The sequence below is a fragment of the Kocuria arenosa genome (genome assembly GCF_042879215.1).
Classification (GTDB): Bacteria; Actinomycetota; Actinomycetes; order Actinomycetales; family Micrococcaceae; genus Kocuria; species Kocuria arenosa.
The window spans coordinates 1-17,121 of sequence record NZ_JBHZTA010000002.1 but is presented as its reverse complement, the minus strand read 5'-3'; the positions used below and the strand labels follow the sequence as shown (position 1 = coordinate 17,121).

Annotated in this window: 17 protein-coding genes, 3 tRNA genes and 1 other RNA gene; 10 read left to right on the top strand and 11 right to left on the bottom strand. The window is 72.4% G+C overall.

The window, feature by feature from the left end:
• Nucleotides 1–373: 373 nt before the first annotated feature.
• From ACFYE3_RS03490 to mptB, 3 genes are all read right to left on the bottom strand, one after another.
• Nucleotides 374–604 carry a hypothetical protein gene (locus ACFYE3_RS03490; RefSeq protein ID WP_368819936.1) on the bottom strand — a complete coding sequence of 77 codons (231 nt, stop codon included), beginning with the start codon at nucleotides 602–604 and terminating at the stop codon, nucleotides 374–376.
• Nucleotides 605–947: 343 nt separating this feature from the next.
• Nucleotides 948–1,020, bottom strand: a tRNA-Arg gene (locus ACFYE3_RS03485).
• 69 nt (nucleotides 1,021–1,089) lie between these two features.
• A complete protein-coding gene (mptB, locus tag ACFYE3_RS03480) occupies nucleotides 1,090–2,661 on the bottom strand; it encodes a polyprenol phosphomannose-dependent alpha 1,6 mannosyltransferase MptB (RefSeq protein WP_387606067.1) in 1,572 nt (523 codons plus the stop codon).
• Nucleotides 2,662–2,827: 166 nt separating this feature from the next.
• Between mptB and orn the strand changes: the two genes are divergently transcribed.
• The 3 genes from orn to def all read left to right on the top strand — a co-directional run bounded on the left by orn (nucleotide 2,828) and on the right by def (nucleotide 4,322).
• Nucleotides 2,828–3,445 (top strand): oligoribonuclease, encoded by a 618-nt coding sequence (gene orn / locus ACFYE3_RS03475; RefSeq protein WP_387606064.1) that lies wholly within the window; start codon nucleotides 2,828–2,830, stop codon nucleotides 3,443–3,445.
• A gap of 132 nt (nucleotides 3,446–3,577) precedes the next feature.
• Nucleotides 3,578–3,651, top strand: a tRNA-His gene (locus tag ACFYE3_RS03470).
• Between the two features lie 98 nt (nucleotides 3,652–3,749).
• Complete coding sequence (def, locus tag ACFYE3_RS03465; protein ID WP_387606062.1) at nucleotides 3,750–4,322, top strand: peptide deformylase; 573 nt, start codon at nucleotides 3,750–3,752, stop codon at nucleotides 4,320–4,322.
• Nucleotides 4,323–4,360: 38 nt separating this feature from the next.
• Here def and ACFYE3_RS03460 read toward each other — a convergent pair whose 3' ends face one another.
• Nucleotides 4,361–5,134, bottom strand: a complete 774-nt coding sequence (locus ACFYE3_RS03460; protein ID WP_387606061.1) for a YaaA family protein — start codon at nucleotides 5,132–5,134, stop codon at nucleotides 4,361–4,363.
• A 169-nt stretch (nucleotides 5,135–5,303) separates the two neighbouring features.
• Here ACFYE3_RS03460 and rnpB point away from each other — a divergent pair.
• Nucleotides 5,304–5,697, top strand: an RNA gene (gene rnpB, locus ACFYE3_RS03455) — RNase P RNA component class A.
• A gap of 58 nt (nucleotides 5,698–5,755) precedes the next feature.
• Here the strand turns inward: rnpB and ACFYE3_RS03450 are convergent.
• Both ACFYE3_RS03450 and ACFYE3_RS03445 read right to left on the bottom strand, forming a co-directional pair.
• Nucleotides 5,756–6,490: a zinc ribbon domain-containing protein gene (locus ACFYE3_RS03450; RefSeq protein WP_387606058.1), complete on the bottom strand. Its 735-nt coding sequence runs from the start codon at nucleotides 6,488–6,490 to the stop codon at nucleotides 5,756–5,758.
• A complete protein-coding gene (locus ACFYE3_RS03445; RefSeq protein ID WP_387606056.1) occupies nucleotides 6,487–7,437 on the bottom strand; it encodes a Nif3-like dinuclear metal center hexameric protein in 951 nt (316 codons plus the stop codon). Before ACFYE3_RS03445 ends, ACFYE3_RS03450 begins: the two co-directional genes overlap by 4 nt.
• A gap of 104 nt (nucleotides 7,438–7,541) precedes the next feature.
• Here ACFYE3_RS03445 and msrA point away from each other — a divergent pair, with 104 nt between their 5' ends.
• From msrA to ACFYE3_RS03425, 4 genes are all read left to right on the top strand, one after another.
• Entirely contained in the window at nucleotides 7,542–8,138 is a 597-nt protein-coding gene (gene msrA, locus ACFYE3_RS03440; protein ID WP_387606054.1) for a peptide-methionine (S)-S-oxide reductase MsrA, read from the top strand.
• Between the two features lie 137 nt (nucleotides 8,139–8,275).
• Complete coding sequence (gene cysK / locus ACFYE3_RS03435; protein ID WP_368819928.1) at nucleotides 8,276–9,211, top strand: cysteine synthase A; 936 nt, start codon at nucleotides 8,276–8,278, stop codon at nucleotides 9,209–9,211.
• Between the two features lie 160 nt (nucleotides 9,212–9,371).
• Nucleotides 9,372–9,956 (top strand): serine O-acetyltransferase EpsC, encoded by a 585-nt coding sequence (gene epsC / locus ACFYE3_RS03430; protein WP_368819927.1) that lies wholly within the window; start codon nucleotides 9,372–9,374, stop codon nucleotides 9,954–9,956.
• 145 nt (nucleotides 9,957–10,101) lie between these two features.
• Nucleotides 10,102–10,920, top strand: a complete 819-nt coding sequence (locus tag ACFYE3_RS03425) for an alpha/beta fold hydrolase (RefSeq protein ID WP_387606052.1) — start codon at nucleotides 10,102–10,104, stop codon at nucleotides 10,918–10,920.
• 88 nt (nucleotides 10,921–11,008) lie between these two features.
• On the opposite strand, the gene gndA is transcribed toward ACFYE3_RS03425, so the two are convergent.
• Nucleotides 11,009–12,466, bottom strand: coding sequence for an NADP-dependent phosphogluconate dehydrogenase (gene gndA / locus ACFYE3_RS03420; RefSeq protein WP_387606050.1), 1,458 nt, complete (start codon nucleotides 12,464–12,466; stop codon nucleotides 11,009–11,011).
• Nucleotides 12,467–12,689: 223 nt separating this feature from the next.
• Here gndA and ACFYE3_RS03415 point away from each other — a divergent pair, with 223 nt between their 5' ends.
• Nucleotides 12,690–12,941, top strand: coding sequence for a hypothetical protein (locus ACFYE3_RS03415; protein WP_387606048.1), 252 nt, complete (start codon nucleotides 12,690–12,692; stop codon nucleotides 12,939–12,941).
• 42 nt (nucleotides 12,942–12,983) lie between these two features.
• On the opposite strand, the gene ACFYE3_RS03410 is transcribed toward ACFYE3_RS03415, so the two are convergent.
• The 4 genes from ACFYE3_RS03410 to ACFYE3_RS03395 form a co-directional block, all read right to left on the bottom strand.
• Nucleotides 12,984–13,059, bottom strand: a tRNA-Val gene (locus tag ACFYE3_RS03410).
• A gap of 131 nt (nucleotides 13,060–13,190) precedes the next feature.
• Entirely contained in the window at nucleotides 13,191–14,093 is a 903-nt protein-coding gene (locus tag ACFYE3_RS03405) for an NAD-dependent protein deacetylase (RefSeq protein ID WP_387606045.1), read from the bottom strand.
• A 32-nt stretch (nucleotides 14,094–14,125) separates the two neighbouring features.
• The gene (locus ACFYE3_RS03400) at nucleotides 14,126–14,584 is read right to left on the bottom strand and encodes a peroxiredoxin (protein ID WP_387606042.1); all 459 of its coding nucleotides are present in this window, start codon (nucleotides 14,582–14,584) and stop codon (nucleotides 14,126–14,128) included.
• A 35-nt stretch (nucleotides 14,585–14,619) separates the two neighbouring features.
• Nucleotides 14,620–15,036 carry a DUF3052 domain-containing protein gene (locus ACFYE3_RS03395; protein ID WP_368831278.1) on the bottom strand — a complete coding sequence of 139 codons (417 nt, stop codon included), beginning with the start codon at nucleotides 15,034–15,036 and terminating at the stop codon, nucleotides 14,620–14,622.
• A 439-nt stretch (nucleotides 15,037–15,475) separates the two neighbouring features.
• On the opposite strand from ACFYE3_RS03395, the gene aceE reads away from it, so the two are divergent.
• The coding region (gene aceE, locus ACFYE3_RS03390; RefSeq protein ID WP_387806058.1) for a pyruvate dehydrogenase (acetyl-transferring), homodimeric type at nucleotides 15,476–17,121 on the top strand (1,646 nt) is incomplete at its 3' end.

Here is a 17,121-nt window from a genome sequence, read left to right as displayed (position 1 = left end):
CTCGATGTTCGTTGCAGTGGCCTGGCAGGCGGCGGCCTGCCGGAAGTCATCCTGCGCGGGTGTCCTCACCCCTACTACCGGCGCGGGAGCGCCTGTGGATGCAGCGGAGATCGACTTCTCGTGGCCCGCACGGCGGCCGGCCCGCCGGAACGGGAGCCGTTTCCCCCGGTTCCGCAGGACGCCCCGCCGACCGTAGCCGTTCCTCCGGTCGGCGGGGCGTCCCCGCGGGCGTCGGCAGGGACGTCCCGACGGCAGGGAACCGGTGGTGTCGGTGCAGTGCGGCCCCCGGGCCGGGTGCGGCGGTCGGCGCCGAGGCGCTCTCCCGTGCCCCGGCGCCGTGCACCGCTGCCCGCCCACGGTGCGCCCCGCGTGGCTAGGCGGCGTGCCCCGGCTCCACGACGATGCAGTCCTCCCGGAAGTCGAGGTGCATGCAGTGCAGGTCGACGACGCCCCGGGTGATCGCCTCCAGCTGCTGCGGGTCGATGTCCGGGCCGACGTGCCGCACGATGAAGTCCCGGGTGTCCTCCGCGGCCTCCTCCACCGTGTCGTAGTGGTAGTAACGGGCCCCCCTGCCCGTCCACTGCCTGATGATGGTGACGCTCATGGTTCCTCCCCCTGAATCGGATCCGGACGCGTGGTCCGTGGCCGCCCCGGGCACCCCGTCCGGGAACTGCGGCCGTCCCGGCGGGCTGCCGCCGAGATCGTCGCCGAGGTGCTCCCCCGGGTCGCCGTCCGCCCTGGCGCGGACGTCGGGTGACCGGATCGCTGCACCTGTCGATGTGCTACTTAACGTATGCGAATTCACAGGGTGGTGCTTGTCCACACTTTCGCGACCTCGGGGGCCGCTGGGGGACGGAGAAGGTGCGGTGGGTCTCCGGCGACGTGGTCCTGGACACGGGGCGACCCCGCACCACCGGCGGTGATCCGGTGGTGCGGGGTCGCAGCGGTGCCCCAGGAGGGAGTCGAACCCCCGACCAAGAGATTAGAAGGCTCCTGCTCTATCCACTGAGCTACTGGGGCGGGCCGCCCGGGACCGCGTCCCGGGCGCCGCCGTCGAGTTTACCAACTCGCCGGGGCGGCACCGGTCCCTCAGATCACGGCGCTCTGCACGAGGGGCTGGTAGCGGCCGCGGAAGAGCCGTCTGGTCGCCGGGTCGATGAACCACAGGTACACGCCGTAGGAGAGGGCGACGACCGCCGCGATCAACCGGCCGGAGCTGAGGTCCAGGTCGAGGTACGGGAAGACGTCGAGCTGGTCGGAGACGGCGTAGATCATGAAGAAGACGGTGAGGAAGAACAGGATGTCGACCTGCCAGTCGCTGCGGATGCCCGTGACGGCGAACAGGGGGATGAGCCACACCACGTACCAGGCCTGGATGATCGGGGAGAACACCACGATCGCGGCGAACGCCCAGGTCAGCCTGCGGATGATCCGTTCGTCCCGGCCCACGAACATCAACCAGAGGACGACGGGCACCGCGAGGGCCTGGCCGACCGAGTGGGTCACCTCCCGCCACTGGCCCGAGTCGGCGCCCACGGCCGCGGCCAGGGTGGTGGCGAGCAGGCCGACGAGGCCCACCGGGGCGTACCAGATGGACACCGTGCCGGGGGTGGACATGGCGGCGACCCAGCCGAAGCCGAAGCCGTTGACCTCGCCCATCAGCCAGAGCAGGGCCACCGAGTAGGCGAGGACCAGGAACCAGACCGCGAAGCGCCGGGTCCACGAGGCGCTCCTGCCCGCCCACAGCAGGCCGATGAAGGGCAGGAAGACGAGGGTGATGGGCTTGATCGCCACGGACAGGGTGACCAGCGTGGTGCCGAGCAGGCCGCCCTTCCAGTTGCGGTGCACGGCGGCCGCGTAGGTGCCGCCCAGGGCCAGGGCGATCATGATGGCGTCGTTGTGCACGGAGACGATGAAGGTGGTGAGGAAGAGGGGGTTCGCCACACTGAGCCACAGGGCCCGCGCCGGGTTGATGCCGTGCAGCCGTGCGAGCCGCGGGATCAGCCACATGCACGCGATCACCGCGAGCACGCACATGCCCCGGAACCAGAGCACCGCCGCGTCCGGGTCGGCCCCGGTGACGGCCACCACGGACTGCTCGAGCCACAGGAAGAGCGGTCCGTAGGGCGGCGGGGACTCCGACCACATCTGGTCCGCCCCGAGCTGGAAGAAGTTGTCGATCGTGGAGACGCCGTGCTCGTAGGGGTTCAGGCCGTTGGCCATCACCCTGCCCTGGCCGATGTAGGAGTACACGTCCCGGCTGAACAGGGGGATCGTCACGAGCATGGGGGCGGACCACGCGGCGATGGCGATGAGCACCCACCGGCCGCTGCCGGGCCCCCACCGGTTGAGCTTCTGCCCCAGCCGCAGCCACTCGCGGGTCAGGAGCATCCCGCCCACGGCGAGCAGGAGGATGGAGACGATCACCCCGGTGGTCGTGAAGCGCATGCCGATGATCACCGGCGCCTGCCGCAGCGGGGAGACGGAGGCGAGCCAGCCGACGCCCAGCGAGCCGACGAGCAGCATGACGGAGCCGAGGGTGCCCATGAGCACGGTCCGCGGCAGCGAGCCGGAGTCGTACCCGGAACTGCCGGGGCTCCCGGCCGGCTCGGCGCCGTCGGCGCCCCCGCCCGGCGCCGGCGTCCTGGAAGTGGTCTGCACTGCTCTCCCGATGCGCCCGTCCGGTGGCTGCGGGCGCCCCTGCTGGGCGCAGCACGGACCCGTGGTCGACCCGATACTATCCCCGGCTCCTCCGGGAGTCCCCGACGGGTCACGGTGGGGACCGGCCGGGACCGGCGGCGTCGGGGCGGCACGGTAGATTGTCCGGGTGGCTACTTCGAACGGACGCATAGTGTGGATCGACTGCGAGATGACGGGACTGTCCATCGAGGAGGACGCCCTCATCGAGGTCGCGGCGCTCGTCACCGACGACGAGCTCAACGTCCTCGGGGAGGGGGTCGACGTCGTGATCCGCCCAAGCGAGGCGTCGCTGGCGCAGATGGGGGACTTCGTGCGGAACATGCACACCTCCTCCAAGCTGCTCGACGAGCTCCCTTCCGGTCTGACGATGGAGGAGGCGCAGGAGCAGGTCCTCGCCTACATCAAGGAGTGGGTGCCCGAGCCGGGCAGGGCGCCGCTGGGCGGGAACTCGGTGGGCACGGACCGCACGTTCCTGGTGCGCGACATGCCGGAGCTCGTGGCGCACCTGCACTACCGCGTGATCGACGTCTCCACCATCAAGGAGCTCTCCCGCCGGTGGTTCCCGCGCGCCTATTTCCAGGCCCCGCCGAAGACCGGCAACCACCGGGCCCTGGGCGACATCCGGGACTCGATCGACGAACTGCGGTACTACCGCCGCGCCGTGTTCGCCGCCGAGCCGGGGCCGGACTCGGCGACCGCGAAGGGCATCGCCGCGGAGATCTCCGCCTCCCGCACGGGCGCCTGAGTCCTCCGCCCGGCGCCGGACCACGTCCGCCCCGCAAGCCGGGCGGGCCGACGTGGTCCGGGGCGCTCCGGGAATGCGGTACACTCGTATGCGTTGCCCAGCGGAAGCACGGTCTTCCGGCGGGCGTTCATGGTGGGCGTAGCTCAGTTCGGCAGAGCGCCTGGTTGTGGTCCAGGAGGTCGCGGGTTCAACCCCCGTCGCTCACCCACTGTGAAAGGCCGTCCCGAGGACTCGGGACGGCCTTTCGTCGTTCCCGGTCCGGTTCGAAGGGGCGCAGGCCCCGGCAAGTCGAAGGAAGTGCGTCATGGCCGTCCGCCCCGTGGTGATCACCGGCGATCCCGTCCTCCACCGCCCCGCCGCCAAGGTGGCGCAGTTCGACGACGAGCTGCGCGCCCTCGTCGAGGACATGTACGAGACCATGGACGCCGCCCACGGCGTGGGGCTCGCCGCCCCGCAGATCGGCGTGGGGCTGCGGATCTTCACCTACACCTTCCAGAACGACGACGACGTGGCGCCGCGCGGCGTCCTCGTCAACCCCGTGCTGACCCCGGGCAAGATCTCGCAGGACGCACCGGATCCGGACGAGGAGTCCGAGGGCTGCCTGTCCGTGCCCGGCTACAGCTGGCCGCTGAAGCGGGCGGACTGGGTCCGGGTCGCCGGCTTCGACGTGGCCGGCCGGCCGGTGGACTTCGAGGCCACCGGGTGGTTCGCCCGCGTCATGCAGCACGAGTACGACCACCTGGACGGCAAGCTCTACGTGGACCGGCTCAACGACAAGTGGTCCCGGAAGGCGCGCAAGGCGGTCAGGGCCGAGGGCTGGGGCCGTGGCGGCCACACCTGGACCCCCGGCGTCGACGAGGACCCGTTCGGCCACTGAGCGGCCGGCGCGCACCGGACCCGGCGCCCGCCCCGGGCTCAGTCCTCGGTGCGCACGACGACGAGCTCGCCCGCCGAGCGGGCGGTGGGCTCCGTCAGCTCGGCGTGCCAGCGCTCCTGCGCCGCCGAGAGCAGCTCCTGCGGAGACTCCGGGCGCTCGCCCTCGGCGGCGCGCTCCACGAGGTGCCGGGCGAGCAGGCCGCGGGTGTGCTTGGCCATGTGGGACACGACCTGGCGCCTCCCGTGCCGTTCCCGGACCACCTTCACCCCCACCGTCCGCTCGCGCGGGCCGCGCCACGCCGCCGCGTAGGCGGCCGACCGGCAGTCCACGACGAGCCCGTTCCCGGCCGCCGGCTCCAGCACCGCGGGCAGGTGGCGCTTCCAGTGGGCCGCGAGCCGGCCGAGCCCGGGCAGCTCGGCGCCCATGGACAGCCGGTAGGCCGGGATCCGGTCGTCGGGGCGCACCGCGCCCCACAGCGCCGAGACGACGACGAGGGAGGCCGCCGCGGCGGTCCGCTGCGCCCCGGTCATCCCGGCCGGGTCGAGGGCGTCGTAGAGCACCCCGGTGTAGACGCTGAGGGCCGGTGCGGCGGGCTCCCTGCCCAGGCGGGTGTTGCGCTCGACCTCCCCGCGCAGCCGCTCCCCCACGCCCAGCACCTCGAGCGCGTCCGCGCGGGCGCTCGTCGCCGCCAGCTCGGCGAGCACCTGCTCCCGGGCGGCCGCGAGCCCGGGGAAGGACAGGACGGCGGGGTCGACGGGCGCCCCGGCGCCTGGGGCGGTCTTGGTCTCGGAGGGCGGGAGGAGGATCAGCACCCGCAGAAGTCTAGTGGTCCCGCGGGGGCAGCGGTACGCACCGGCGGGACCTGCCGGCGGGGCCGGCTGCGGGCATGTCGGCGACCGTTCGAGTGACACCGACGGCCGGTCGGGACGCACCGCGGGCCGGTCCGGGCACCCCGGTCCGGCGGGTAGGATGGACGGCGGACAGGTCGGCCGGGTGACCGCGGGCCGCGCAGCTCCGGTTGCCGCGGCGCGAGGAAAGTCCGGGCTCCGCAGAGCAGGATGGTGGGCAACGCCCACTCGGGGAGACCCGCAGGAAAGTGCCACAGAGAACAGACCGCCCGCCCCCGGCCCGTCCGGGCGGCGGGTCAGGGTGAAAAGGTGGTGTAAGAGACCACCAGCGCGCCGGGTGACCGGCGCGGCTCGGTAAACCCCATCCGGAGCAAGGCCAGACAGGGTGCGTCCGAGGGCTGCTCGTCCGAGCACCCGGGTAGGCCGCTCGAGCCCACCGGCAACGGTGGGCCTAGATGGATGGTCACCAGCACGGCACGGGTGACCGGCCGTGTGCACAGAACCCGGCTTACAGGCCGGCCTGTCCCCCGCTCCCCTCCCGGCGCCCTCCGGCGCCACTCCGGCGTCAGACGGACCCGGGAGGCTTCAGGAGCGGACGAGGACCACCCCGCACTCGGGGCACGTGAGCACCTCGTCCGCGGCGGCCGCCCGGAACGTCGCGGCGTCCGTGGGGCTGAGCGCCGTTCCGCAGGACCCGCACGCGGTGCCCCGCAGTTCCGCGGCCGCCGGCCGCTCGGTGCCGCGCCCGGTCCGGATCTTCTCGTACCGCGCCAGCAGCCCGGGATGCCCCACGCCCTCCGCGGCGGCGGTGCGCGTGCCGGCCAGCTCGCCCCGCTCGGCCGTCAGGGCCCGGCCCTCCGCGTCCCGGGCCTCGACGCGACGGCGCGCCTCCGCGTCGGCCTCCTTGAGCCGCGGCGTGATGCGGGCGCGGTGGGCGACAGCGTCCTCGAGCTCCTGCATGACCTCCAGCTCCGCCTCCTCCGCCTCGGCCAGCTGCCGGGTGCGGGTGTCGATCTCGTGCTGCAGGCCCATGAGGTCCTTGGCGGAGCCGCCCTGCTCGAGGCGCCGGCGGTCCTTCTCGATCGAGGCCTGGACGCGGGCGACCTTCTGCTCGGCGGCGGCCAGCCGGGCGCGGATCCCCTGCTCGCCGGAGTCGAGCTCCTTGGCGGTGGCGATCGCCCGGGCCCGGAGCTGCAGCGCGGCGGCGACCTCGGGGTCGGTCTTCAGCTCGGCGATCCGGGCGGCGATCCGGCGCAGCCGAGCGTCGACGCGCTCGAGCTCCAGCAGGGCTCGTTGCTGCTCGGGCGTGGCGGTGCTCATGCGGGTCCTCCTGCGGTCGGTGCGGCGGGGTCGGCGGCGGGGTCGTGGACGGGACGGGAGGGGTGGTCGTGGTCGGGGTGGTCGATGCGGAAGTCCCAGGGGTCGGAGCGCCGTGCGGAGACTTCGACCCGGACGTCGTGGCCGCGTGCGGCGAGCGCCTGCCGCAGCGCGGCGGCGCCCACGGGCAGCCACAGCCACTCGCTGGCGAAGTGGGAGAGGTCCACGAGGTACGGGGTGCCGCCGGCGCCGGGGCCCGTCGCCGCCTCGCGCGCCTCGGACGCGGGGTGGTGGCGAAGGTCCGCGGTCACGTAGACGTCGGCCCCGGCGGCCCGCACCTCGTCGAAGAGGGAGTCCCCCGCTCCCCCGCACACCGCGACGCGCCGGACGAGGGCGTCGGGGTCCCCGGCCACGCGCACGCCGTGGGCGGTGGGCGGCACGGCGTCGGCCAGGCGCCGGGCCAGCTCCCGCAGGCGCACGGGCCGCACCAGGTCCCCCACCCGACCGATGCCCACGGCCGGATCGGCGGGGTGGGGGGCGAGGGGCGTCGTCGTCGTGAGCCCGGCGGCCCGCGCCACGGCGTCCGAGACGCCGTCCGGGGCGGAGTCCGCGTTGGTGTGGCAGGCGAGCAGGGCGCACCGGTGCTCGATGAGCTCGTGCACCACGGCGCCCTTGAAGCCGTCGGCGGCCACGGAGGTCACACCGCGCAGGAGCAGGGGGTGATGGGTGACCAGCAGGTCGGCGCCGGTGGACACGGCCTCGGCGACGACGTCGGCCACGGGGTCCACCGCGAACAGGATCCGGCGCACGGGCTGGTCCGGGCGGCCGGTGACGAGCCCGCTGGCGTCCCAGGGCTCCTGCAGGCGCAGGGGCCACAGCTGCTCGACGGTCTCGAGCACCTCCGACAGGGAGGGGGCGGGCCCGGGCGGGGACGTGCTCTGCTCGCTCATGCGCCCCAGTCTAGGAGTCCGTCGCGCACCGGCCGCCGAGGCCGGCACGGAGGGTCCCGTGCCGGACGCGGGAATGATGCGGGCCGCGCGGTGTTGTACGGGTCATGGCCTTCTCCGCGCACGACGACGCACGCCCTGCCCCCGCTCCACGCCCCTCCGCCGAGGACCCCGCCGCACCCGTGACCTTCGTGCTCGCGGGCGGGTGCTTCTGGTGCCTCGACGCCGTCTACCGGATCACCCGGGGAGTCACGTCCGTGGTCTCCGGGTACACCGGCGGCGACCCCGGGCGCGCCGACTACTACGCGGTGTGCTCGGGCACGACCGGGCACGCCGAGGCGGTCGCCGTGACCTTCGACCCGTCGGTCGTGCCGGCGGACGTGATCCTCGACCTGTTCTTCACCGGTCACGACCCCACCACCCTCAACCGGCAGGGCTACGACGTGGGCACCCAGTACCGCTCCGCCATGTTCTGGGCCGACGAGGCGCAGCGGGAGCTGTTCGAGCAGTCGATCCGGCGGGCCCAGCCGGCGTGGGACCAGCCGATCGTCACGACGCTGGAACCGCTGGGACCGTTCTGGGAGGCCGAGCCGGAGCACCAGGACTTCTACGCCCAGCAGCCCTGGAACGGCTACTGCCAGGTGATCATCAACCCCAAGCTGGCGAAGGTCCGGAAAGGTTACTCCGCGTGGCTTACCGCGTAGTAGCAGTTGCGGTGCCTGGCTAGGCTGAGCTAGGACCGCGCCGCCGCGGGCCCCCCAGAGCGCCGGCGGCCACAGCACCACCCGAGCACCACCCAGATCCGACAGAGAACCGACCACGCAGAAACCGAGGTACGCACATGCCGAAGATCTACAACGACGTCACCGAGATCGTGGGCCGCACCCCGCTCGTCCACCTGAACCGGCTCGACGAGGGCCTGCCCGGCAACGTCGCCGTGAAGCTGGAGTTCTACAACCCGGCCCACTCCGTCAAGGACCGCATCGGCGTGGCCATCATCGACGCCGCCGAGAAGTCCGGGCAGCTGAAGCCGGGCGGCACGATCGTCGAGGGCACCTCCGGCAACACCGGCATCGCCCTGGCCATGGTCGGCGCCGCCCGCGGCTACAAGGTCATCCTGACCATGCCCGAGACCATGTCCACGGAGCGCCGGGTCATGCTCCGCGCCTACGGCGCCCAGATCGTGCTCACCCCGGGCGCGGAGGGCATGCGCGGCGCCGTCGAGAAGGCCCAGGAGATCGTCGACAGCACCGAGAACGCCGTCCTGGCCAAGCAGTTCGCCAACGAGGCCAACCCGGCGATCCACTACGCGACCACCGGCCCGGAGATCTGGGAGGACACCGACGGCGAGGTCGCCGTGTTCGTCTCCGGCGTGGGCACCGGTGGCACCATCACGGGCGCGGGCCGCTACCTGCGCGAGCAGAAGCCGGACGTGCGCCTCGTCGTCGTCGAGCCGGCCGACTCGCCGCTGCTCACCGAGGGCAAGGCCGGCCCTCACAAGATCCAGGGCCTGGGGGCGAACTTCATCCCCGACAACCTCGACCGTACGATCTACGACGACGTCTACGACGTCACCGTCGAGGACTCCGTGCGGGTCGCCCGCGAGCTCGGCACCAAGGAGGGCATCCTCGGCGGGATCTCCTCGGGAGCCATCGTGTGGGCCGCCCTCCAGGAGGCCGCCAAGGAGGAGAACCGGGACAAGCTGATCGTGGCGATCGTGTGCGACTTCGGCGAGCGCTACATCTCCACCCTCCTCTACGAGGACATCCGGGGCTGAGCCGCGCCACGGGCCCACGACCCGTCCCCGCCGGGAATAGCGCCGCCTGCCGGTGACGTTGCCCCCGGTGGTGGGCGGGTCGTTCCCGTCCGCGCCCCACATCACGTCCTGCCGGTCCCGGCGGGACAGGACCCAGCACCCGGAAGAACAGAGGAAGACCGTGAGTTTTTGGAGCAGACTCGCCGAGGACCTGCAGACGGCCCGGACGCACGACCCGGCCGCGCGCTCTCGGGTGGAGATCGCCCTCAACTACTCGGGTCTGCACGCGATCTGGGTGCACCGCCTGTCCCACCGGCTGTGGCAGCACCCCGACCGGCGGCTGCTGGCCCGCACGGTCTCCCAGCTGGGCCGCTTCCTCACGGGCGTGGAGATCCACCCGGGCGCGACCATCGGGCGCCGCTTCTTCATCGATCACGGCATGGGCGTGGTCATCGGTGAGACCGCGGAGATCGGCGAGGACGTGATGATCTACCACGGCGTGACCCTGGGCGGGCGCTCGCTGGAGAAGGTCAAGCGGCACCCGACCGTGGGCGACCGTGTGGTGATCGGCGCCGGCGCGAAGATCCTGGGCCCCGTGGAGATCGGTGCCGACTCCGCCGTGGGCGCCAACGCCGTGGTGGTCAAGGACGTGCCGGAGGACTCGATCGTCACCGGAATCCCCGGCAAGGTCCGCCCGCGCACCCCCGAGAAGCAGCAGCCGCTCGTGGACCCCTCCACCTACATCGACCCCGCGATGTGGATCTGAGCCCGTCCCGCTCCATCCCTCCGCAGGTCGCCCGCGCCTCCCGCTGTTGACGGACTCCCGCGTCCCGGTCCACCCTGGGCCGGGGGGGTGCGCACATGGCACAGCTCGATGACCACAGGATTCCTTCCGCCGCGCGGAGACGTCGGTGAGCCGCCCCCGCGGGCGCTCCGCTGTCACGCGCAGCGGCTGCCTCGGGCCGGGCCTGCCGTACTTCTGTGCCGGCTCCGGGCCGCCTCTCGTCCTCCTCCCGGGACTCAGCGGACACCACCGGGTCCCCGAGGGCATCGAACTGGCGCTCGAGCTCGGCCAGGTGCGCCCGTTCGCCGCGAGCCGCACCGTCTGGTGGATCACCAGGCGCCACGGCCTCCCCGCCGGTGCGACCATGACCGACCTGGCCACGGACTACGCCGACGTGCTGCACGAGCTGTTCGCGGAACCGGTCGACGTGGTCGGCGTGTCCACCGGTGGCAGCGTGGCACTCCAGCTCGCCCTGGACCACCCCGAGTGCGTCCGCCGGCTCGTGCTCGTCGCCGGCGCCTGCCGGCTGGGCCCGACGGGCCGCGCGGCCCAGAGGGAGTACGCCCGTCTGCTGGCCGCACACCGCCCCCGGAGCGCCGGCGCACTCCTCATGCCGCACCTGGCCGCACGCCCCCTGACCGGCCGCCTGCTCGGCGCCCTGGGCTGGGTCCTGGGCCCCTGGACGGCGGGGGCGGACCCCGACGTGCTGGCGACCATCGCCGCGGAGGACGCCTTCGACGCCGGGAGCCGGCTCCCCGGACTCGCCTGTCCGCTGCTCGTGGTCGGGGGCGGGCGCGACCGCTTCTACGGGCCCGCGCTCTTCTCGGAGACGGCCGAGGCCGCCCCGCAGGGCCGGCTGGCGCTGTACCGGACGAAGGGCCACCTGGGCACGGCGACGGACCGCCGGCTGGGCGCCGACGTCCGGTCCTTCCTCGACGCGCCGTGAGCCGCCCGGTGGTCGTCCCCGCGACGACGCCGGCCGGCCGCCCCCGTGCTGGGGGGCGGCCGGCCGGCGTCGTCGTGAGGGGTCCCGGCTAGGAGACGACCTCGGAGCGGTCCCCGCTCCACAGGGTGTGGTAGACGCCCTCGGCGTCGTCGACGCGCCGGTAGGTGTGCGCGCCGAAGAAGTCGCGCAGCCCCTGCGTCAGGGCCGCGTTGAGCCGGGGCCGGCGCAGCGAGTCGTAGTAGTTCAGCGTGGTGGCGAACACCGGCGCGGGGATGCCGCGCTCCACGGCCCGGGCCACGACGCGCCGCCAGGACGGCAGGGCCTCCTCGACGGCGGCGACGAACTCGGGTGCGAACAGCAGGTTCAGCGGCTGCTTGTCCCCCTTGTACGCCTCCATGATGACCTCGAGCAGCTCGGCCCGGATGATGCAGCCCTCCCGCCACAGGCCCGCGATGGTCGCGAGGTCCAGGTCCCAGCCGTACTCCCGGCCGGCCATGGTGAGCATGTCGAGGCCCTGGGCGTAGCTGACCAGCTTCGAGGCGTAGAGGGCCTTGCGCACGTCCTCCACGAACCCGGGGTCGTGCACGACGTCCTCGGTGGTGCCCCCGATGCCGGCGGGCAGCACGCGCTGCGCCTCGAGGCGCATCTCCGGCTCGGCGGAGGACAGCGCCCGGGCGAAGACCGACTCGGCGATCGCGGTGACCGGGGAGCCGAGCTCGAGAGCCTCCTGGACGGTCCAGCGGCCGGTGCCCTTCTGCCCCGCGGCGTCGACGATCACGTCGATGAGGGGCTGGTCCGTGCGCGCGTCGACCTGGCGCAGCACGTGGGCGGTGATCTCGATGAGGTAGGAGGCCAGCTCGGTGCGGTTCCACTGCTCGAAGACGTCGGCCTGCTCGGCCGGCTCGAGCCCGGCGACGGAGCGCAGCAGCTCGTGCGCCTCGCCGATGACCTGCATGTCGGCGTACTCGATGCCGTTGTGCACCATCTTCACGAAGTGGCCGGCGCCGTCCGTGTCGATCCAGGCGCAGCACGGCGTGCCGTCCTCCGCCTTGGCGGCGATGTCCTCGAGGAGGGGGCCGAGGGAGTCGTAGGACTTGCGGGGGCCGCCGGGCATGATGGAGGGCCCGAGCAGGGCGCCCTCCTCACCGCCCGAGACGCCGATGCCCACGAAGTCCAGGCCCTTCTCGGCGAGCTCGCGCTCGCGGCGCCGGGTGTCCTGGAAGTACGAGTTGCCGCCGTCGATGATGATGTCGTCCTTCTCGAGCAGCGGCACGAGCTGCTCGATGACGGCGTCCACGGGGGCGCCGGCCTTGACCATCACGAGGATGCGGCGGGGGGTCTCGAGGGCGTCCACGAGTTCCTGCAGGGTCTCCGTGCGGATGAACGTCCCCTCGTCGCCGTGGGCGTCGAGCAGGGCGTCGGTCTTCTCGACGGAGCGGTTGTGGAGGGCGACGGTGTAACCGTGCCGGGCGAAGTTGCGGGCGAGGTTGGCGCCCATGACCGCGAGGCCGGTGACCCCGATCTGAGCTTTCTGTTCTGCTGCCATGCCCCCAGCCTACAAACTCCGGGCGGGGGCTTCGTCCGGTGCGCACTGGTTGCCGCGGCTCGCCGGGGAGGAGGGAGGGGGCAGGACGACGGCGACGGCCGGAGGACGACCTCCGTCACAATCGCCGCTCGCCCACCGGGGGCCCTACATTTACATTAGTGCTGGAGCACGACGAGCCGGGGGGGCCGGGATGGACGCGTGGAAGAGAGCACTGACGGGCGCTGTGGCCGCTGCCGCCCTGTGGTGGGGCGCCGGACTCGCACCGGCGGCGGCCGCCGACGGCAGGGTGGACCTGGTCCTCGGCACCAAAGTGGTGCTCGACGAGGGGACGATCACCCAGGTCAGCGAGGGCGCGTCGCGGCTGTGCGGGGGCACGGCCTCCAGCTACACGACGCGGGCCCGGAAGGCGGATCGCCTGGGCACCGTCGTGGTCCTCTGCACCCGGTCCGGGAACAAGCAGGTGTACTTCCGCTGACCGCGCTCCGCGCCGGATCCCGTGGGGGGCACGGCAGGGTCGTGGTGGGTCCTACCGGGATCGAACCGATGACATCCACGGTGTAAGCGTGGCGCTCTACCAGCTGAGCTAAAGACCCTGACAACCGGGTGGGCGGTTTCCGCAACCGCCGGCACCCGGTTCCCGAACAGGCTACCCGCCGTGACGGATCGGTGCCGACCGGGGGCAGGCCCCCTCCGGCGTGACGTTCACCATATCCACCGGTCCGTCCTACGGCCGGGCGAGTCGCCGCTCGAGCCCCACCAGGAAGTCGGTCGCGGACGCGTCGACCTTCAGCCGTGCCGCGGCGTCGCCCCGGGTGCGCCCGTGGTTGACGATGACCACCGGCACGTCGGCGCGCACGGCGTGGCGGACAAAGCGGCGCCCCGAGTTCACGGTCAGGGACGAGCCCACGACCAGCAGGGCGTCGGCGGCCTCCACCATGCGCAGCGCGCGCAGCACCCGGTGCCGGGGCGCGTTCTCCCCGAAGAACACGACGTCGGGCTTCAGGACCCCGCCGCAGACCGGGCAGTCCGGCACCCGGAACCCCGCCGTGCGCGGCACCACGGCGTCGGCGTCCGGGGCGAACTCGATGTCGTCCGGGGACGAGATCGAGTCGTAGAAGCCGGGGTTGAGCGCGTCGAACAGGTCGGAGAGCACGGCCCGGGGGATGAGGGTGGCGCAGCGCATGCACCCGACCTGCGTGTAGCGCCCGTGCAGGTCCACGACGTTGAGGGAGCCCGCGGCCTGGTGCAGTCGGTCGATGTTCTGGGTGACCAGGCCCGTCACGCACCCCGACTCCTCGAGACGGGCGAGGGCCGCGTGCCCGGGGTTGGGGCGGGCGCGGGCCAGGTGGCGCCATCCGTACTGGTTGCGCGCCCAGTAGTGGCTGCGCATGGCGGCGCTGCCCATGAACTCGTCGAAGGTCATGGGGGTGCGCGGGGTGGAGCCGGGGCCCCGGTAGTCCGGGATCCCGGAGTCGGTGCTGATGCCCGCGCCCGTCAGGACGGCCGTCCGCCGGCCGCCCAGCAGCGCGGCCGCCTCGGCCAGTCCGGCCTCGAGCCCGGCGGCGTCGGGGTCGGGGAACTGGTCCGGGTGCACAGGAGCGCCGTAGCCGGCGCGGACGGTGGACATCGCTGCTCGTTTCGGGACCGGGCCGGCCGGGCTCAGCCGTGCAGCTTGCTGAGGGCGGTGCGGTAGGCCTCGAGCTCCCGCGGCGCGCCGCGCTCGGCCCCGAAGGCGTCGACGACGACACCCTCCGCGTCCAGCACGAAGGTGGCCCGCTCCGCGAGACCGGCCACCGGGTCGAACACCCCGTAGCGCTGGGCCACCTCCCCGTGGGGCCAGAAGTCGGAGAGCAGGTCGAAGTCGAAGGACTCCTCCCGGGCGAACGCCCGCAGCGTGTACTTCGAGTCCACGGACACCGCGAGCAGCTTCACCCCGGCGTCGTCGAACACGGAGAGGCTGTCCTGGAGCCGGCACAGCTCGCCGGTGCACACCCCGGAGAAGGCGAACGGGTAGAAGACGATCGCCACGGGGCGGCCGCGGAGGGCGCTCAGGGTGACCGGTTCGCCGAACTGGTTCTTGAGGGTGAAGTCCGGGGCGGGGGTGCCGATCTCGAGCATGCGTGGTCTCCTCCGGTGGGGTCCGTGACGGCCGGTCAGACGTTGCGCTTGGGCATGAGCCGGGTCGCGGCCCAGTCCGCGCTGACGCGTGCGGTGGTGGTCACGTGCAGACCCGCCGTCGGCGCGGCCTCCTGGACCTCTGCGGGCGGCACATAGCCGTCGCGCCCGGCCTTGGGGGTCAGCACCCACACCACGCCGCCGTCGTCCAGGGTGGTGGTGACGTCCACCAGCGTGTCGACGAGGTCGCCGTCGCCCTCGCGGAACCAGAGGAGCACGGCGTCGACGACCTCCTGGTCGTCCTCGTCGAGCAGGTCCGTCCCGATCACTTCCTCGATGCCGTCCCTCAGGTCGAGGTCGACGTCCTCGTCGTATCCGAACTCCTGGATGTAGTCGCCATCCTTGAAACCGAGCTGGACTACCGCGTCACCCGCGGTGGTCTTGGCCTCGCTCACTGTTCTTGCTCCTTCTGGGATCGGGCCGACGAACGACGACCGCGCACTGCGTACCGGTGCTGGGCTCCGCCTGCCCGTCGGCGGACCGCGGGGGCACGGTGGCGGGCCGGATACCGGCTTCACCGTCCAGACAACACCGGATCAGGAAGTCTTTCAAGCTCCCGCACGGTGAGCGCCTCCGAATCGTGGGGCGACGCGCCGTGTGACGGCCCGCCCCGGGTGTGGAAGCATGGTCCCAACAGACACTCCGTACGCCCGAGACAGCCCCGGCGGCGCGATCCGCACGACGGGCCGGTTCCCGGACGTCCACCCGTTCCGGGTGGCGTCCGGACAGCGGAACGGGCAACGGGTATTTTGAGACTGTCGGACGACCCGGCCGCGTCCTCGCGCGCGCACCCGCCCGGGTTCCGTCGGGCAACTCGACGAAGAGAGGTTGAACGTGCCTTCATCCAGCAACCACCACATCCTGAGTGGCTTGACCAACAACCTGAAGGACTCCGACACCGAGGAGACCCGGGAGTGGATCGAGTCCTTCGAGGGCCTGATCGAGACGCAGGGCACGGAGCGCGCGCAGTACGTCATGCGCGCCCTCCTCCAGCACGCCGGCGCGAAGAGCGTGGGCGTGCCGATGGTCACCACCACCGACTACGTGAACTCGATCCCGGTGGACCAGGAGCCGGAGTTCCCCGGTGACGAGGAGATCGAGCGGCGCTACCGCGCGTTCCTGCGCTGGAACGCCGCCGTGATGGTGCACCGGGCCCAGCGCCCGGAGATCGGGGTGGGCGGGCACATCTCCTCCTACGCCGGCGTGGCGACCCTCTACGAAGTGGGCCTCAACCACTTCTTCCGCGGCCCGGACCACCCCGGCGGCGGCGACCAGGTGTTCTGGCAGGGCCACTCGGCCCCCGGCAACTACGCGCGCGCCTATCTCGAGGGCCGGCTCACCGAGGAGCAGCTCGACGGGTTCCGGCAGGAGAAGACGAAGGCCCCGAACGGTCTGCCCTCCTACCCGCACCCGCGCTCGATGCCGGACTTCTGGCAGTTCCCGACCGTGTCCATGGGCATCGGCCCGATGAACGCGATCTACCAGGCGCAGTTCAACCGCTACCTGCACAACCGCGGCATCAAGGACACCTCCGACCAGCACGTGTGGGCGTTCCTGGGCGACGGCGAGATGGACGAGCCGGAGTCGCGCGGCCTCCTCCAGCTGGCCGCCAATGACAAGCTGGACAACCTCACCTTCGTGATCAACTGCAACCTGCAGCGACTGGACGGGCCGGTGCGCGGCAACGGCAAGATCGTCCAGGAGCTGGAGGCCTTCTTCCGCGGCGCCGGCTGGAACGTCGTGAAGGTCCTCTGGGGCCGCGAGTGGGACCAGCTGCTCGCCAAGGACGAGGACGGCGAGCTGGTCCGGATCATGAACGAGACCCTGGACGGCGACTTCCAGACCTTCAAGGCCGAGTCCGGCGGATTCATCCGCGACCACTTCTTCGGCAAGTCCCCGGCCACCAAGGAGCTCGTCGCGGACATGACCGACGACGAGATCTGGGAGCTCAAGCGCGGCGCGCACGACTACCAGAAGGTCTACGCCGCCTACAAGGCCGCGACCGAGCACGAGGGCCAGCCGACCGTGGTCCTGGCGCAGGGCGTCAAGGGCTACGGCCTGGGCAGCCACTTCGAGGCGCGCAACGCGACCCACCAGATGAAGAAGCTCACCCTGGAGGACCTCAAGGCCTTCCGCGACCACCTGCGCATCCCCATCTCGGACGAGGAGCTGGAGAGCGACCTCTACGGCGCCCCGTACTACCACCCCGGCAAGGACTCGCCCGAGGTCAAGTACCTGCTCGAGCGCCGGAAGGAGCTCGGCGGCTTCGTCCCGGACCGCCCGCACGAGCAGCACGAGATCGCGCTGCCGACCGACGCCGCGTACAAGTCCGCGAAGAAGGGCTCCGGCAAGCAGATGGCCGCCACCACCATGGCCTTCGTGCGGATCCTGAAGGACCTCCTGCGGGAGAAGGAGTTCGGCCACCGGATCGTGCCCATCGTCCCCGACGAGGCCCGGACCTTCGGCATGGACTCGTTCTT

Bases quoted from the DNA above. Each gene is read 5' to 3' on its own strand.
- ACFYE3_RS03405 (WP_387606045.1), bottom strand. From the start codon at position 14,093: ATGTCCACCGTCCGCGCCGGCTACGGCGCTCCTGTGCACCCGGACCAG.
- msrA (WP_387606054.1), top strand. From the start codon at position 7,542: ATGGCCTTCTCCGCGCACGACGACGCACGCCCTGCCCCCGCTCCACGC.
- def (WP_387606062.1), top strand. From the start codon at position 3,750: ATGGCCGTCCGCCCCGTGGTGATCACCGGCGATCCCGTCCTCCACCGC.
- cysK (WP_368819928.1), top strand. From the start codon at position 8,276: ATGCCGAAGATCTACAACGACGTCACCGAGATCGTGGGCCGCACCCCG.
- gndA (WP_387606050.1), bottom strand. From the start codon at position 12,466: ATGGCAGCAGAACAGAAAGCTCAGATCGGGGTCACCGGCCTCGCGGTC.
- ACFYE3_RS03490 (WP_368819936.1), bottom strand. From the start codon at position 604: ATGAGCGTCACCATCATCAGGCAGTGGACGGGCAGGGGGGCCCGTTAC.
- ACFYE3_RS03445 (WP_387606056.1), bottom strand. From the start codon at position 7,437: ATGAGCGAGCAGAGCACGTCCCCGCCCGGGCCCGCCCCCTCCCTGTCG.
- ACFYE3_RS03400 (WP_387606042.1), bottom strand. From the start codon at position 14,584: ATGCTCGAGATCGGCACCCCCGCCCCGGACTTCACCCTCAAGAACCAG.
- ACFYE3_RS03450 (WP_387606058.1), bottom strand. From the start codon at position 6,490: ATGAGCACCGCCACGCCCGAGCAGCAACGAGCCCTGCTGGAGCTCGAG.